Origin of the sequence: Streptomyces novaecaesareae (assembly GCF_000716875.1) — a bacterium.
Lineage (GTDB): Bacteria > Actinomycetota > Actinomycetes > Streptomycetales > Streptomycetaceae > Kitasatospora > Kitasatospora novaecaesareae.
In genome coordinates, this window is record NZ_JNWQ01000061.1 from 26,518 (window position 1) to 41,761 (window position 15,244).

General features: G+C 72.6%; 13 protein-coding genes. 3 read left to right on the plus strand and 10 right to left on the minus strand.

From position 1 onward, the window contains the following. The first annotated feature begins 62 nt into the window (after nucleotides 1-62). Complete coding sequence (locus OP86_RS22440) at nucleotides 63-872, plus strand: DeoR/GlpR family DNA-binding transcription regulator (protein ID WP_030260284.1); 810 nt, start codon at nucleotides 63-65, stop codon at nucleotides 870-872. A 211-nt stretch (nucleotides 873-1,083) separates the two neighbouring features. Here the strand turns inward: OP86_RS22440 and OP86_RS22445 are convergent, their stop codons facing one another. The 7 genes from OP86_RS22445 to OP86_RS22475 all read right to left on the minus strand — a co-directional run bounded on the left by OP86_RS22445 (nucleotide 1,084) and on the right by OP86_RS22475 (nucleotide 9,094). Then, nucleotides 1,084-2,133 (minus strand): LacI family DNA-binding transcriptional regulator, encoded by a 1,050-nt coding sequence (locus OP86_RS22445; RefSeq protein WP_030260287.1) that lies wholly within the window; start codon nucleotides 2,131-2,133, stop codon nucleotides 1,084-1,086. A 70-nt stretch (nucleotides 2,134-2,203) separates the two neighbouring features. Next, nucleotides 2,204-4,006, minus strand: a complete 1,803-nt coding sequence (locus OP86_RS22450) for a glycoside hydrolase family 36 protein (protein WP_051830421.1) — start codon at nucleotides 4,004-4,006, stop codon at nucleotides 2,204-2,206. Nucleotides 4,007-4,008: 2 nt separating this feature from the next. Then, nucleotides 4,009-4,902 (minus strand): carbohydrate ABC transporter permease, encoded by an 894-nt coding sequence (locus OP86_RS22455; RefSeq protein WP_234435084.1) that lies wholly within the window; start codon nucleotides 4,900-4,902, stop codon nucleotides 4,009-4,011. Further along, nucleotides 4,899-5,894, minus strand: coding sequence for a carbohydrate ABC transporter permease (locus OP86_RS22460; protein ID WP_078589413.1), 996 nt, complete (start codon nucleotides 5,892-5,894; stop codon nucleotides 4,899-4,901). The genes OP86_RS22455 and OP86_RS22460 overlap by 4 nt, the downstream gene beginning before the upstream one ends. Then, nucleotides 5,891-7,234: an extracellular solute-binding protein gene (locus OP86_RS22465; protein ID WP_030260296.1), complete on the minus strand. Its 1,344-nt coding sequence runs from the start codon at nucleotides 7,232-7,234 to the stop codon at nucleotides 5,891-5,893. The genes OP86_RS22460 and OP86_RS22465 overlap by 4 nt, the downstream gene beginning before the upstream one ends. Nucleotides 7,235-7,440: 206 nt before the next feature. Further along, nucleotides 7,441-8,037 carry an isochorismatase family protein gene (locus OP86_RS22470; protein WP_030060287.1) on the minus strand — a complete coding sequence of 199 codons (597 nt, stop codon included), beginning with the start codon at nucleotides 8,035-8,037 and terminating at the stop codon, nucleotides 7,441-7,443. Between the two features lie 166 nt (nucleotides 8,038-8,203). Further along, a complete protein-coding gene (locus OP86_RS22475; protein WP_030060288.1) occupies nucleotides 8,204-9,094 on the minus strand; it encodes a serine hydrolase domain-containing protein in 891 nt (296 codons plus the stop codon). 359 nt (nucleotides 9,095-9,453) lie between these two features. On the opposite strand from OP86_RS22475, the gene OP86_RS22480 reads away from it, so the two are divergent. Together OP86_RS22480 and OP86_RS22485 are read left to right on the plus strand one after the other, a co-directional pair. Next, nucleotides 9,454-10,455, plus strand: coding sequence for a trypsin-like serine peptidase (locus OP86_RS22480; protein WP_234435085.1), 1,002 nt, complete (start codon nucleotides 9,454-9,456; stop codon nucleotides 10,453-10,455). A 168-nt stretch (nucleotides 10,456-10,623) separates the two neighbouring features. After that, nucleotides 10,624-11,553 (plus strand): trypsin-like serine peptidase, encoded by a 930-nt coding sequence (locus OP86_RS22485; RefSeq protein ID WP_234435086.1) that lies wholly within the window; start codon nucleotides 10,624-10,626, stop codon nucleotides 11,551-11,553. A 266-nt stretch (nucleotides 11,554-11,819) separates the two neighbouring features. On the opposite strand, the gene OP86_RS36810 is transcribed toward OP86_RS22485, so the two are convergent. The 3 genes from OP86_RS36810 to lysA all read right to left on the minus strand — a co-directional run bounded on the left by OP86_RS36810 (nucleotide 11,820) and on the right by lysA (nucleotide 15,148). Next, nucleotides 11,820-12,095 carry a hypothetical protein gene (locus tag OP86_RS36810; protein ID WP_030060292.1) on the minus strand — a complete coding sequence of 92 codons (276 nt, stop codon included), beginning with the start codon at nucleotides 12,093-12,095 and terminating at the stop codon, nucleotides 11,820-11,822. A 333-nt stretch (nucleotides 12,096-12,428) separates the two neighbouring features. After that, the gene (locus OP86_RS22500; RefSeq protein ID WP_030060293.1) at nucleotides 12,429-13,553 is read right to left on the minus strand and encodes an ABC transporter substrate-binding protein; all 1,125 of its coding nucleotides are present in this window, start codon (nucleotides 13,551-13,553) and stop codon (nucleotides 12,429-12,431) included. Between the two features lie 248 nt (nucleotides 13,554-13,801). Next, nucleotides 13,802-15,148: a diaminopimelate decarboxylase gene (gene lysA, locus OP86_RS22505; RefSeq protein ID WP_030060294.1), complete on the minus strand. Its 1,347-nt coding sequence runs from the start codon at nucleotides 15,146-15,148 to the stop codon at nucleotides 13,802-13,804. Nucleotides 15,149-15,244 lie beyond the last annotated feature (96 nt).

A 15,244-nucleotide genomic window follows, 5' to 3' on the forward strand; every position in this document is an offset into this window, starting at 1 on the left:
AACATTATCCACCAGTATTCCACCATGACCACTCACCGGAAGTGATCGAAGGGGGTCTCCCGATGGCAGACAGCGCCCAACCGCTCGCCGGCCAGCGCCGCGTGCTCATCCTGGAGCAGGTCCGCGCCCGCGGCGGGGTCCGGGTGACCGAGCTGGTCCGGGACCTCGGGGTGTCCGACATGACGGTCCGCCGCGACCTGGACGCGCTGGCCCGCCGCGGCCTGGTGCACAAGGTGCACGGCGGCGCGGTGCGGGTCGAGGCGCCGTCCAGCGGCGAGCCCGGGTTCGAGACCAAGGCGCACTGGGAGCTGCCGGCCAAGGAGGCGATCGCCCGGGCGGCCGCCGCGCTGGTGCCGCCCGGCTCGGCGATCGCCCTGGCCGCCGGGACGACCACCTTCGCGGTCGCCCGGCACCTGCACGCGGTCGAGGGCCTGACCGTGGTGACCAATTCGCTGCGGATCGCCGACCTGCTGGAGCAGCCCGGCGAGGACGGCACGCCCGCCACCGCGACGGTGATCCGCACCGGCGGCGTCCGGACGCCCTCGGACGCCCTGGTCGGGCCGGTCACCGACCAGGCCATCCGCTCGCTGCACGTCAACCTGCTGATCCTGGGCTGCCACGGCCTCTCCCCCGAGGCCGGGCTGACCACGCCCAACCTCGCCGAGGCGGAGACCAACCGCACCTTCCTGCAGTCGGCCCGCCGGGTGGTCGTGGTGGCCGACCACACCAAGTGGAACGCGGTCGGCCTGGCCTCCTTCGCCGCCCTGGAGCAGCTGGACGTCCTGGTCACCGACGACGCCCTGCCCGCCGAGCAGCGAGCGGCGGCGGCCGGACTGGTCGGCGAGCTGATCGTCGCGTCGCCTGCCGACTGAGTCGTACGACCAAGTCCTACGACCGAGCCTGGCCACCGAGTCCCACCACCGAGTCGTACGACCAAGTCTTGCCACCGAGTCCCGCCGTCGAGTCGTACGACCAAGTCATGCCGCCGAGTCCCGCCATCGAGTCGCACGACCGAGTCCCGCCACTGAGTCCGACGACCGAGGCCTACGACTGAGCCCCGCCACCGAGTCCGACGACTGAGTCTCAGCCGCTGCTCCCCCGCACCACCAGCTCCGTCGGCAGCTCCACCCCCTCCGTCGGCACCACGTCTCCCCGCACCTGGGCCAGCAGCCGGGCGAGCAGTGCGGCGGCGATCGGCCGCAGCGGCAGCCGGACGGAGGTCAGCGCGGGGTGCAGGTGACGGCAGAGCGGGGTGTCGTGGAAGCCGGTGACGGCCACCCCGCCCGGGCCGACCGCGAGCCCCTCGGCCCGGACCGCCTCGTACACGTCCAGCGCCAGCAGGTCGCTGCCCGCCGCGAAGGCGGTCGGCCGGTCGGGCCCGCGCAGCAGCGCCCGGACCGCGGCGACGGCCGAACTCGGCGGCACCCCGAGCGGCCCGACCGGCGCGACGTCCGTCACCGCCGTCAGCCCCAGCCGGCGGCACTCGGCGAGGAAGCCCGCCCGTCGCGCCGCCATCCACGGCAGCTCCTCGGCGGCCCCGAGATAGCCGATCCGGCGGTGGCCGAGTGCCGCGAGGTGCCGCACCACCGCGGCCATCGCCGCGTCGTTGGCGATGTCCACCCAGTGCTGCGGCTGTCCGGGGCCGGTGCGGCCGAAGCTGACGAAGGGGACGCCGAGCCGGGCGACGTGTGCGATCCGGGTGTCCTCGGCCAGCACGTCCGCGAGGACCAGCCCGTCCACCTGGCGGGCCGCCACCAGTTCGTCGATGGCGGCCGTCGGGTCCGCCGACGGCGCGGCGGGCCGGAACAGCAGCACCCGCTGCCCCTCCGCTCCGGCCGCGTCGACCAGGGCCTCCAGGAAGCCGGCCATCAGCGGGTTGGGGTCGAGCGGGTCGTCCACCGGGGCGAGGTAGCCGATGGTGCGCCGGGCTCCGCTGCGCAGGGAACGGGCCGACTGGTCGGGCTGGTAGCCGAGTTCGCGGATCGCGGCGGTGACCCGTTCCAGGGTCTCCGGGCGGACCCGGTGCGGGGCGTTGAGCGCGTTGGAGACGGTCTGCCGGGAGACCCCGGCCGCGCGGGCGACCTCCTCGATCGTGGTGGCGCCGCGGCGCGGCCGGTGTGGTCCCTCGGGCATCCGGTCCTCCAAGCGTGGTCGAGGGCGACTCGCGGTCGAGCGGCCCGGTGCCGCCCGCCGGCGCCGCCGGTCAGGGGCGGCGCAGGGTGAGCAGCCCGCCGCGCGGCACCGGGATCACGTCCGCCCCGGTCAGCTCGACCTCCCCCTGCCGGACGATACGCCCTCGGGCGTCCTGCACCGTCACCGCGGCCGTCCCGCGGCCGCCGGTGAGCAGGACGTCCGGGTCGGCGTCGGCGTTGGCGACCAGCAGGGTGCGCCAGCCGTCGCCGGAGGCGTCCACCGGCAGCGCGGCGTAGCGGGCCACCGCGACGGTGCCGTCGCCCGTGCCGGTGCCGCGCGCGGTGACCATCGGGTAGCCGAGGTCCGGGCGGGCGGGCAGCAGTTCGCCGAGTTGCAGGGTGGCGGTGTGCTCGCGGAAGACGCCGAGCCAGAAGGCGATGGCCTCGCGCTGCCCGTCGTCCTGCGCGGCGAGGTCGACGGAGATCTGGGGGACCGAGAACAGCACGTTGATCAGGTGGCAGGCGACCTGCTCCGGCGGTTCGGCCGGGTGCCACATCAGCATGTCGGCGTGGACCGGGACGGGCCCGGCGGCGAGGCGCACGTCGATCGTCCGCTGCCGGTTCTCCTGCGGGCTGAGCGGGCAGTCGGTGGCGCGGATCATGGTGACGTACGGCCACAGGCCCGGGCTGACGTACGGCTGGCGGTGCTCGATCATCGCCTCCGGGTCGGCTGCGGTGATCCGGCGGCGGATCGCGGCGAGCAGCCGTTCGACGCCCTCGTCGACGCTCGTGCAGTCCGCCTCCGGGGAGACCTCCGGGGCATCGGCCCGGGCGAACCAGTCGACGAAGTCGACCTTGAGGCCGTCCATGCCCCACTCCTCGACGGCGCGGGCGAGCCGGTCGGTGAGGAAGGCGCGGACCTCGGGGTAGCGCGGGTCGGCGACGATCGCGCCCATGTGGCCGGCGTCGGCGAGCGCGTAACGGCCGATCCGCTGGTACGCGGCGCTGTCCTTGCCGATGAACGGCAGCGCGTACCAGAGCAGGTAGCGCACGCCGAGTTCGTGGACGCGTCGCACGTGGGCGGCGGTGTCGGGCAGCGAGATCGGCTCCCAGTCGCCGCAGTGGGCGTAGCCGCGGGTGCGGTCGGCGGTCATCCAGCCGTCGTCCACGATGACGACGTCCATGCCGAGCTGCTTGCCGAGGGCGGCCTGGGTCTCGACGCCCTTCGGCGAGATGTCCTGGTGCATCGAGTACCAGGTGGAGTAGGCGGGGCGGCGGGCGGCCTCGGGGATGTCGACGGTGCGGCCGGAGGCCGTGTGGCCGGTGCCCCACCAGTCGGCGAGTTCGGCCAGGCTGCGGGCGAAGTGCCGGCGCGAGGTGTCGATGCGGACGGTGAGCCGGTCGGCGGCCTGGGCCCAGAACCGGAACTCGCCGGTCTCCTCGACCACTCCGGCTCCGGCCAGCACGTCCGGGCGCCCGGCGGCGAAGGCGCACAGCGCGACGTCCCCGGTGCCGACGAGGGCGGCGATCGGTGCGCCGTTGGCGAGGCCGGTACGGCGCGGGGCGCTCCAGGCGGCGGGCAGCCAGCCGGTGCCGCGCGGCTCGGGCGTCCAGAAGGCGGTGGCGTCGGTGCAGGGCACCCGCCATTCGATCCGCACCTCGCCCGTGCCGCCCGTGCCGCCCGTGCCTTCGGCGGTCACCTCGACCACGCCGTCGGCGAGTTCCCGGGCCGTGCCGGTGCCGCTCACCCGCAGGTCCAGCCCCCGGGCGTGGAGCGGGCGCAGTCCGCCGGCGGCGGGGGCGTGCGGCTCCCAGATGTCGGTCGCGGCGCCGGTCACGGCCCCGGTCGCGGCCCCGGTCGTGCTCTCGGTCATGCTCATCCCTTCGTGGCGCCGGCCAGCAGGCCGGAGATGAACTGCCGTTGGAGGACCAGGAAGAGGACCATCATCGGCAGGGTGGACAGCGCGGTGCCGGAGAGGATCGCGCCGTAGTCGGTGTTGCTCTTGTTTCCGTGCAGGGTCGCGAGGGCGACCGGCAGGGTGTGCATCTCGGGGCTGCGCAGGGCGATCAGCGGCCAGACGAACTGGTTCCAGGAGCCCAGGAAGAGGAAGATCGACAGGGCTGCCAGCACGGGCCGCATGACCGGCACCACCACGCTGAACAGCACCCGGAGCTCGCCCGCGCCGTCGACCCGGGCGGCGTCCAGGAGTTCGTCCGGCAGGCTGCTCAGCGACTGGCGCATCAGGAAGACGGCGAAGGGCACGCACAGGCCGGGCAGGATGAGCGCCTGGTAGGAGTCGAGCAGGCCGAAGTTCATCATCATCTTGAACAGCGGTACCAGCATGACCTGTTCGGGAACCACGAGGGTGGAGAGCAGCAGTACGAAGAACAGGGTGCGGCCGCGGAAGCGGAACTTGGCGAAGGCGTAGCCCGCGAGCAGTGCCACGACCAGGGCGCCCAGCGTCTGGACCCCCGCCACCAGCAGGGAGTTGCCGACCACCCTGAGCAGGCCGATCTTCTGCTGGAGGTGGCTCAGGTTCTCGCCGAGGCTCCCGCCGGGCAGCAGCTTGGGCGGCCAGTCGAAGACCTCGGTGTCCTTGCGGGTGGAGGAGACCACCAGCCAGTAGAAGGGGCCGATCGACAGCCCGGTGATGCCGGCGAGGAGGAAGGTCAGCGGCCAACCACGCAGCCTGCCGCGGGGGTTCACTCTCTTGGCGGTGCTCATGGTGGTGCTCTCGGCGGTGCTCTTGGAGGTGCTCTCGGAGGTCACTTCTCGCGCTCTCCCATCAGGCGCATCTGGACCGCGCCGAGCACCGCCACGAGCAGCGTGAGCGCGTAGGCGATGGCGGAGGCGTAGCCGAAGTCGAAGTACCGGAAGCCGTTCTGGTACAGGTACATGGAAACGGTCAGGGTGGCGTTGTCCGGGCCGCCACCGGTCAGCACGTACGGCTCGTCGAAGAGTTGGAGCGTGCCGATGGTGGACAGCACGACCGTGAAGAGCAGCACCGGGCGCAGGCCGGGGACGGTGATCGCGGTGAACCGGCGGATCGGGCCGGCGCCGTCCACCATCGCGGCCTCGTACAACTCCCGTGGGATGGACTGCAGTCCGGCGAGGTAGATGACGGCGTTGTAGCCGGTGTAGTGCCAGGTGAGCACCAGGACGACGGCCATCCGGGCCCAGAACGGATCGCCCAGCCAGTCGACGGCGGGCAGGCCGACGGCGTTCAGCAGCCAGTTGACCGCGCCGTCGTCGGACTTGAGCAGATAGGCGAACATCACGCCGGTGGCGACCAGGCCGGTGACCGACGGCATGAAGACGCCGAGCCGCCACACCGTGCGCCACCGCACCAGTGCGGAGTTGATGCCGACGGCCATCAGCAGGGCCAGTCCCAGCATCAGCGGGACCTGCACCACGAGGATCTCGCCGGTGTTGCGCAGGGCCGTCCAGAACAGCGGATCGTCCAGCAGGCGACGGTAGTTGGCGAGGCCGGCGTTGCGGGTGGCGGCGCCGGATCCGGTGGTGAAGGAGAGCAGCAGCGAGTCGACGACCGGATAGGCCTTGAACACGCCGAAGGTGAGCAGGGCGGGGGCGAGCAGGAGGTACGGCAGTGCGGTGCGGCGCCACCGGGCGGTGCGGTGGGCCCGCGCGGGGCCCTCGGCGCGGGCGGCGGGCGGGGCGGTGGCGGGCAGCGTGGTGGCGGGCGGGGCGGTGCTGGACGGAGTGGTGCTGGACGGGGTGGTGCTGGGCGGGGTGGCGGTCATGCGATCGTGCGTCCGGTCTGCTGGGCGAGCTGCTTGGCGGCGTCCTGGAGGACGGTGGCCGGGTCCGCGCCCTTGAGCAGGACCTTGGTCTGGGCGTCGCTGACGAGCTTGAGGGCGCGGGCGTAGTCGCCGGAGTAGTTGGTGGGGTCGCCGCCGTCGGTGGCGAGGTCGGCGAAGGTCTTGAGCACCGGCTGGCCGCCGTAGTAGGCACTGGGCGCGGAGTACAGCGGGTCGGTGTAGGCCTCGGTGAGGGCGGGGAAGACGCCGCCCGCGTTGAACATCGCGTTCACCGAGGCGGTGCGGGTGAGCGCGTACTCGACGAACTTCCAGGCGGCGCGGCGGCGCGGGCTGGTGGCGGAGACGGCCAGGTGGGTGGAGTTGACCAGGGCGGTGCGCTTGCCGCCGGGGGTGACGGCCGGGGGCTTGGCGAGGCGCCAGTTGCCGCTCTGGTCGGTGAACTTCTTCTCCAGGTAGTGCGCGACCCAGGCGGGCATGGCGGCCACCGCGAGTTTGCCGGCCTTCATCACGGGCGGCCAGCTCTGGACGCCGGGGGTGTCGGCGATCATCCCGGCCTCCTCCAGCCGCTTGACGATGGTCAGGGCGCGCACGGCGGGCTCCGAGCCGACGGTGATCTTCCCCTGGAGGTCGAAGTAGAAGGCGCCCTGGAGCTGCATCAGGCCCTGGAGGAAGTCCAGGTCGGGGGTGGGGTTGGCGGCCTTGTTGAGGCCGATCATGGCGATGCCGGGGTTGGCGGCCTTGAAGCGGTCGGCGACGGCTATCAGGTCGTCCCAGGTGGCGAGGGTGTCGGGATCGATGCCCGCCTTGTCGAAGTAGTCCTTGCGGTAGAAGAAGCCGAGCGGGTTGACCTCCCAGGGCAGCGCGTAGGCGTGGCCGTCCTTGCCGGTGACGACCGGCCACAGGCCCTTGGCGAACTTGTCCTTGTGCCCGTCGGCCCCGTAGGAGGAGAGGTCGGCCAGGCCCCCGGGGAACTTCTCCTGGTACCCGGGCAGGTAGTCGCAGCCGATGTGCAGGACGTCGCCGAGGCCCTGGCCGCCGGCTGCCAGGCCGACGGTGATCTTGTCCCAGATGGCGGGTTCGCCGATGTCCTGGACGTCGACCTTGATCCCGGGGTTGTCCTTCTCGAAGGCCGGGACGATCCCGCGCAGCGCCTCGGCGGCCGTGGCCCAGGACCAGACGGTGATCGTGCCGCTGTCGGCGTCCCCGCCCGAGGCGCCGCCGGAGCCGGAGCCGCCGCAGGCCGCGAGGGTGCCGCCGGCGGTGAGGGCCAGCAGGCCCGCGCCGGATGCGCGGAGCAGGTCGCGTCGGGAAAGGTGTGACATTGCATTCCTCTCGATGGGGCGGCACTGGAGGGGTGGTTGGGGGCGGGAAGGGAGCGCTCGACTCGCTTGCGAGGTGTTTTGAACGTTCAAACACACAAAACAGACCAGAACCAAACAGGTTCCAACGAGCGGGACACAGCAAACGCCCGCCCTCCCCGTGCCGTCAAGACCCGGGCACGGGAAGGACGGGCTCCGCAACCGTTCCGTTATCCGACTCGTACGACCGGCGTGCCCGTCAGGTCCACGCCCGCGCCGCTCAGTTCGCCGAGCGCGGCCTCCGTGGTCGCCGCCGCCACACCCGCCGTGTAGTCCAGCAGGACCCGGGTGGCGAACCCCGCCTTCACCGCGTCCAGCGCGGTGGCCTTCACACAGTGGTCGGTCGCGATGCCGACCACGTCCACGGCGTCCACGCCCTGGTCCTGCAGCCAGTCGGCGAGCCGGGTGCCGTCCTCGGTGAAGCCCTCGAAGCCGCTCTTGGACGCCGAGTGCGCACCCTTGTAGAACACCTCGTCCACCGCGCCCGCCTCGACGGCCGGCGCGAACGACGGGTGGAACTCGCCGCCCTCGCTGCCCACCACGCAGTGCACCGGGAACGAGTCGCGGAAGTCCGGCTGCTCGGAGAAGTGCGGGCCCGGATCGATGTGGTGGTCCCGGGTGGCGACCACCCGCACCCACCCCTCCCGCTCCGGCCCCCGCACCAGCTCGGCGATCGCCCGCGCCCGGTCCGCACCACCGCCGACGGGGACGGCCCCGCCCTCGCAGAAGTCCTTCTGCACATCCACCACGATCAGCGCACGCGCCATCGCCCAGGCCTTTCCTCAGGAGTTCGACGGAATCCCGGAACGTTTCACCGGATTCCGCCGGATTTCGCCGCCCAGCTTGGCGGTTGCGAGGTCCGCAGACGAAGCAACCGGGCTCACGTTCACCCGAACGGGGCCGACCCCGGAGCAGGACTGGCCCCTCCACCGGTCAGCGGCAGAGCGCGGTGTCCACGACGGCGGCCGCCCGCTTCAGGCCCGCGTCGTCGAACGAGAGGACGGTCACCGCGACGTACGCGGCGCGGCCGTCCTCGGTGGCGCCGCCCTGGGTCTCGAACCCCGGGATGCCGCCGCCGTGGCCCCAGAAGACGCCGCCGCACGACAGTGGCATGCTCGCGAGCCCCAGCCCGTAGCGGACGCCCTTGCCCAGGTCCTCGGCGGGGACGGTGGCGCGCATCTGGGCCAGCTGGGCGTCCGGGAGGATCCGGCCGGCGAGCAGCTCGGTGTAGAACCGGTCGAGGTCGGAGGCCGTGGAGATCATCTGTCCCGCCGCCCACCCCCAGGAGGGATCCAGCTCCGTCACGTCGCGCAGCGGCCCACCGGCGGTGTGCTGCAGGAGTTGGCGCACGGTGATGCGCCGCCCGTCGATCCCGTCCCCGCGCACCAGGCCCGGAAGGTACGTGTCGACCGCGCCGTCGAGGTCGACCTTCCCCTCCGCCACCAGCTGCAGCACGACCACCGAGACGAACGCCTTGGTGTTGCTGCCGATCCGCACCTGCCCGTCCACCGGCACCTTCGCCCCGGTGGCCAGGTCGGCAACACCGGCCGTGTAGCTGCGGACACGGCCGTCACGCCCCTGCACGCTCGCCAGCGCGGCCGGCGGGCCGCCGTCGGCGCGGACCACCCCGTTCAGGGCCTGCTGAACGGCGTTCGGCCTGGCGGCCGGGGCGGCGGACGCCGACGCGGCGGACGCCGCCTGGGGCGCCAACACGCCCATGGTCAGGGCGCCGACCACCAGCACGGCACCGGCCGACGCGGTGGCGCGCCGACCGGACTTCCGCCGCCGGGAGAAACCGAACCCTCGCCGAGTCTGCTCGTGCATGCGACAACTCCTCCGGGATGGCTGGGATACAGAGATTGCTCTGCGCACGACCCAGCATTTCCGGAGACCGCTACTCAGGGTGATCCGGCTGGCCACCGGCTTCGTGGTCGGGCTAACCCCCGCTCCTTCGCATGCTGCTGACATCCATTCAGCAGGCAGGTCGGTCGATACAAGAACGAGACGCTCTTTACAGCACTCTGACGTTACCGATGAGAGGGCGAAACGCGCTCCAGACAGGAATCTGACGACCCGTCCCTACAGTTCCGCACATGCCACAGACCTCCTCCGGCCGGACTCGCGGCCGCCACAACCGGACCCGTAGCCGCGCACGCACACAAGTCGCCCTGACCGCAGCCCTGTTGGGCGCCGGAATCGCGCTGGCCCCACCCGCAGGGGCCGCACCGAAGGACGGGGCCGCCCGCCGCCAGGTGGTCGTCCACCCGGCGGCGGTCACGGCCGCGCAGCAGCAGGCCGTACTGGACTACTGGACCCCGGAGCGGATGGCCGCACTCACCCAGCCGTCGTCCGGCAGCCCGCCCAAGAGCGGGCCCGACGGCGCTCCCTGGACCGGTAGCGCCACCCTGAGCAAGACGGTGGGCAGGCTCTTCTTCACCAACCACGGCGAGGACGAAAGCTGCACCGCGACCGTTGTCGACAGCGCCAACCGCAGCACCGTCGTCACGGCGGCGCACTGCGTCAACAGCACCGACCTCCTCGGCGACAACAACGAGTGGCTGTCGAACCAGATGTTCGTCCCCGGCTACCACGACGGCCTCGCGCCGTACGGCAAGTTCGTCGCACGCGCCGGGGTCGCCGACGCCACCTGGCTCCTCAACAACCAGCAGGACGCCCTGAAGTTCGACGCGTACGACCAGGCGTTCCTGGTCCTGAACGGCAACGCCGCGGGCAAGCGCGTACAGGACGCCGTCGGCGCCGCACAGCGCATCGGGTTCGACCGGCCGGGCAAGGCGTCCGTCCACGAGTTCGGCTATCCGCGCGAGGCCTCCGGCGATCCCTCGCGCGCGGGCCTGCCCGAGTTCACCGGGGCCAGGCTCGCCTACTGTGCGGGACAGACCCGCGAGTACCCCGGCACCAAGGACCACCCCGAGCCCCCCGGCGAGTGGGGCAGCCCCTGCGTGATGGGCGGCGGCTCCAGTGGCGGCCCCCGCATCACCGGCCTCGACCCGTCCTCCGGGATCGGCACCGTCGTGGGCGATAACACCCAGGGCGCCTTCTTCGACGCCTCCGGCCAGGTCTGCGAGCGCGGCACCCCCTCCTGCACCCGGCACCTGGTCGGCCCGCAGTTCACCTCCGCGATCACGAAGCCGCTGTACAAAGCCGCGGCCTCACTCACCGCTTGACCGCGACCATCCATCGAAATGACCCGTCCCCGACCAAGATTGGCAGCGATGTCAGCCGCACACCGAACATTCCCCCGCAACCTCGCGACTGCGGGAGCCCTCCTGCTGAGCGCAATCACGGCGGCAGTGCTGCTCCCGGCCGCGGCCCTCGCCGCGGAACCGGAGTCCGTGACCACGCACTCCGGCGCCACGACCGAACAGGAGCGCAGCCGGATCGACACCTACTGGACCCCCACCCGGATGAAGCTGGCGGGCGCCATGGTCCCCGAGATCACCCCCGTGCCCGAGGACGACAACACGCCCGACGATCCGCAGCCGCTTCCCGCGAACACCCTTGACCCCGGCGCCACTTGGACGCACGGCGGCGCGGTGGACGAGAGCGTCGGCCGGCTCTTCTTCACCTTCTCCGACGGCTACGACGGCAGTTGCACCGCAACGGTCGTCAACAGCGCGAACCGCAGCACCATCGTCACGGCAGCACACTGCCTGCGGGGCGTCGGCGCCCCCGCCGCCGACGACACCTGGCACCACAACCTCTACTTCGTGCCCGGCTACCGCAACGGAACCAAACCGCTCGGCGGCTTCAGCATCAAGTCTGTGGCCACGTCCTCCCGTTGGGACGCCGATCCGAGCACGACGACCTCGGACGGTGTCGCGGTCGCCGGCTACGACACGGGAATCCTCGTGGCGAACCGCTCGACCGGGGGACGGCGGATCGCGGACGTCACCGGAAGCCAGAAGATCGCGTTCACCAAGCCCGTCGCGGACGAGTTCATCCACACCTTCGGGTACCCGAAGGACCGGCTCAACAACCCCAGCGCCAAGTACAACGGATCACGCGTGATTCACTGCGCCGGACCGGCCCAACCCGGCCCCAAGGCCCCCTTCCTGTGGGGCGAGCCCTGCGACATGTCCCACGGGGCGAGCGGCGGCCCCCACCTCGCACAGTTCGACACCCGGACCGGCATCGGCACCGTCGTCGGCGTCACCACCACCAGCGACGACCTCGCGGGCGGGCCGACCAACACGCTCTACGCCACCCGCCTGGGCGACAGCGCCCACCGCCTCTACAACTGGGCGCAGATGCGCGTGGTTTGATCACCTGTCCCCCAGCACCCTGCTCGGCCGGCGCCTCCCCCGCCGGCCGAGCAGGACCCGTGCTCGGCATGACCGCTGCTACGGACCGTCGGCGGCGCGACGGAGCACGGCGGACAGGAGGGCTTCGGCGTTTCCCGGGACGGCCATCCAGCGCTGCAACTCGGCGTGCGCGGCCTGGCGGCTGGGGCTCACCGCACGGATCAGGCGGGCGAACTGGCTGTTCAGGCACCACCACAATTCGAGGCGGGCCCAGGTGCACCGGCCCATCACTCGGCGGCCGAGCGGAGGTGGATGAAGTGGGCTTCGATCCCGATGAAGGCGGCCGTGCTCACCGCGCCGACGTGGACCAGCTGGTGGGCGATCCGCTCGGCGGAGGCCGGGCCGAACAGGTCGGCGAAGAAGGTCACCTGGTCGTCGTCGAGCGGGAGCCGGGCGAGGGCGGTCCGGACGGCGTCGAGGGCGTCGGCGAGCTGGGAGAACGTGGCGCGCTTGGCGATGCCCTTGATCTCGACGGTGACCGGGAAGGGGAGTTCGGCACTCACTGCGCGCCCCCGATCGTGAGGTGGGCCGCCGGGCGAGGTGCCAGCCCTGTGAGCTGGTCCTTTTCCCAGCGGCCTCCTCGCCGTCCTGGGTGGCCTTGATCAGCCGCTCGTCCGACCAAGCGAAGCGCACGTCAGCCACGGCTCTTCTTCCAGCGCCTCACGAGGTGCACGCTGCACGCGGACACCAGCAGCCCGCCGATCACGACGATGCCAACGACCACGATGTTCCTCCTGATATCCGTCGGCCCACGCGGGCCGGTTCACGGATAAGAGGCCGGGAAGCCCGAAAAGGATTCAGAAGTCGGCCAGGCCGACTTCTCGCGCAACCACCACTCAGCCGGCGTGAAGGACTCGGAAGCGACCGAGCTCCGCCGGATCCCGATCGACCACCTGCACCGGCGGCCAGGCCCACTGCCAGACGCTGATGCCCGGCGTGCGGGAGAACCGGACCTCGCCTCGGGTGCCTTCGACCGCAACCTCCGGCCAGGCCTTCGCGATGCGCGCCCGGTCCGCGCCCTCGCCCGCGCCCTGCGAACGCAGCACCTCGGCGAGAACAGCGATCGTGTCGTAGCCCTCGAAGGCGACGAAGGACGGCGCTGCGGCCAGCCGCTCGCGCAGCGCCGCCTCCACCCGTGCCCCGAGGGGGCTGAGGCGCTCGGGGAGGTACCGCAAGAACGGGATCGCGGCGCCGTCCTCGCCCAACAACGCCTCCCATTCGGCGAACTCCGGCTGCCCCGCCGGGGCTCCGATCAGGACCTCGGCGAGGCGCTGATCGCGACGGACGGCCTGGACGAGGGGCACCGCCGGCTCCGGGGTGCCGACCAGCAGGAGCAGCGCCGTCGCACGATGGTCGGCGAGTTCCTCGCACACGGCGGCAGGGGTGAGCGCGCGTGCGTCGAGTTCGATGACGGTGCCGCCGCGCGGTGCGAGGTACTCCCGCAGGATGCGGGCGCCGGACGCCCAGTAGACGCTCGGCTCGGCGGCCAGGGCGATCCGGCGGTGGCCCGCACCGAGGAGGAAGTCCGCGTAGATCTGCCAACCGTGGGACTGCGCCGGGGCGAGGCGCGCGACCCAGTCCGTCGGCTGCTCGGTGAGCGCCGGGAGAACCGCCGACGAGCAGAGGAACGGCAGCCCGAGGGCGTCGGCCCTGGCGGCGGCGGAGCGGGCGACGACGCTGTGGTACTCCCCCGCCACCGCGGCCACGCCCAGGCCGGCCAGTTCGTCCACCACCGCCGCAGCCCTCTCCGGATCGGCCGCGGTGTCCCGGACCACCAGCTCAAGCGGCCGTCCGGCGATCCCGCCGGCCTCATTGACCTCACCGACGGCCAGCTCCAGCCCGGCGAGCAGGTGCCGCCCCGCCTCGACCCAACCGGGCCGGGTCAGCGGGACGAGAGCGCCGATCCGGACGGACTGGCCGCCGGTTGGTGCTGCTCCGGACGGCGATGGTGGCGTGTTCATGCGTCGGCGCTTCCCGTGTGGCGGATCATGCCGGTCATTGCATACACCACCATCGCCGCCGGGCAACCGATTTACTCGTTCACGTGCTGGGACCGCCGCCGGGCGAGTCCATGCCGTCTCCGGTCGGTCGGGCGGGCGGGCGGTGGACTATCCGGCGTTCCAGCCGTCGAAGCTCAGGTACGGTGTGCCGTCGATCGCGGGCGCCCGGTGCATGGGCTCGTCGATCCACGCGGCCCCCTCATGCCGCTCTACCGGCCGACCTCCCGCAGGCGGAAGTCCTCGACCGTCTCCCGCCTGATCAGCAGCCGCGCCCGGCCGTCCCGCACCGCCGCCACCGCCGGGCGGCCGACCAGGTTGTAGCCCGAGGCCATCGAGAGCTGGTACGCCCCGGCCGCCGGCATGGCCAGCAGGTCGCCCGGCCGCAGGTCGGCGGGCAGGACGGCGTCGCGCACCAGGACGTCGCCGGCCTCGCAGTGCCGGCCGACCACGTCCACCCGCGCCGTGCCCGCCTCCGACCGTCGGCCCACCAGGCGGATGCTGTACGGCGATCCGTACAGCGCCGGGCGCGGATTGTCGCTCATGCCGCCGTCCACCGCGACGAAGCTGCGGCCGTCCGCCGTGTGCTTGACCGACAGCACCCGGTACACCGCCACCGCCGACGGGCCGGCCACCGCGCGGCCCGGCTCCACCACCAGGCGCGGCACCTCCAGCCCGGTCTCGGCGCAGCGTACGGCCAGCCGGTCGGTGACCCGGACGGCGAACTCGGCGATGTCCAACTCCTCGTCCCCGGGACGGTACTTGATGCCGTGGCCGCCGCCGAGGTCCAGCTCGGGCAGCTCGACGCCGTGCCGGTCCCGGATCTGCGCCAGCAGGCCGACCAGTGCGTCCACCGCCCTCAGGTACGGCTCCACTTGGGTGATCTGTGACCCCAAGTGGCAGTGCAGCCCGGCGAGTTCGAGGCCCGGCTGGTCGAGCACCCGGGCGATGGCGTCCGCCGCGTCGCCGCCCTCGATCGGGAAGCCGAACTTCTGCCCGCCGACGCCGGTCTGCACCGCCGCGTGGTGCCCGGCCGCGATGCCCGGGACGACCCGCACCAGCACCTTCTGCGGGGTGTCGGCGGCCACCAGCGCGGCCAGCCGGGCGATCTCCGCCGGGCCGTCGATGACGATCCGCCCGACCCGCAGCCGCCGGGCCAGCCGCAGCTCCTCCGGGGACTTGGCGTTGCCGTGCAGCAGGATCCGCTGCGCCGGGAAGCCGGCCGAGACGGCCAGCCAGAGCTCACCCGCCGAGCAGACGTCCAGGCCCAGACCCTCGTCGGCCACCCAGTCCGCCATGGCGCTGCACAGGAAGGCCTTGGCCGCGTACAGCACGTCGGCGTGCGGCAGCGCCCGCCGGTAGGCCCGGGCGCGGGCCCGGACCTCGCCCTCGTCCAGCACGTACAGCGGGGTGCCGAACCGCTCGGCGGCCTCGGCCAGCCCGACCCCGCCAACCAGCAGGTCGCCTCCCCGGCCGGGCCGCGCCGAGGCCGGCCAGGGGCCGCCGAGCGGTTCGGCGGGGGCGTCAGTAGCGGCGGGTGGGGCGATGAGCTGGGTCATGGGGTTCTCCGTAAGGTGTTAGACGGCCCGGGAGGGCCGGATGTGGCTGATGGGGTCTTGCCTTCAGTGGCTCCACAGGAGTGGCCGTCCGGCTCT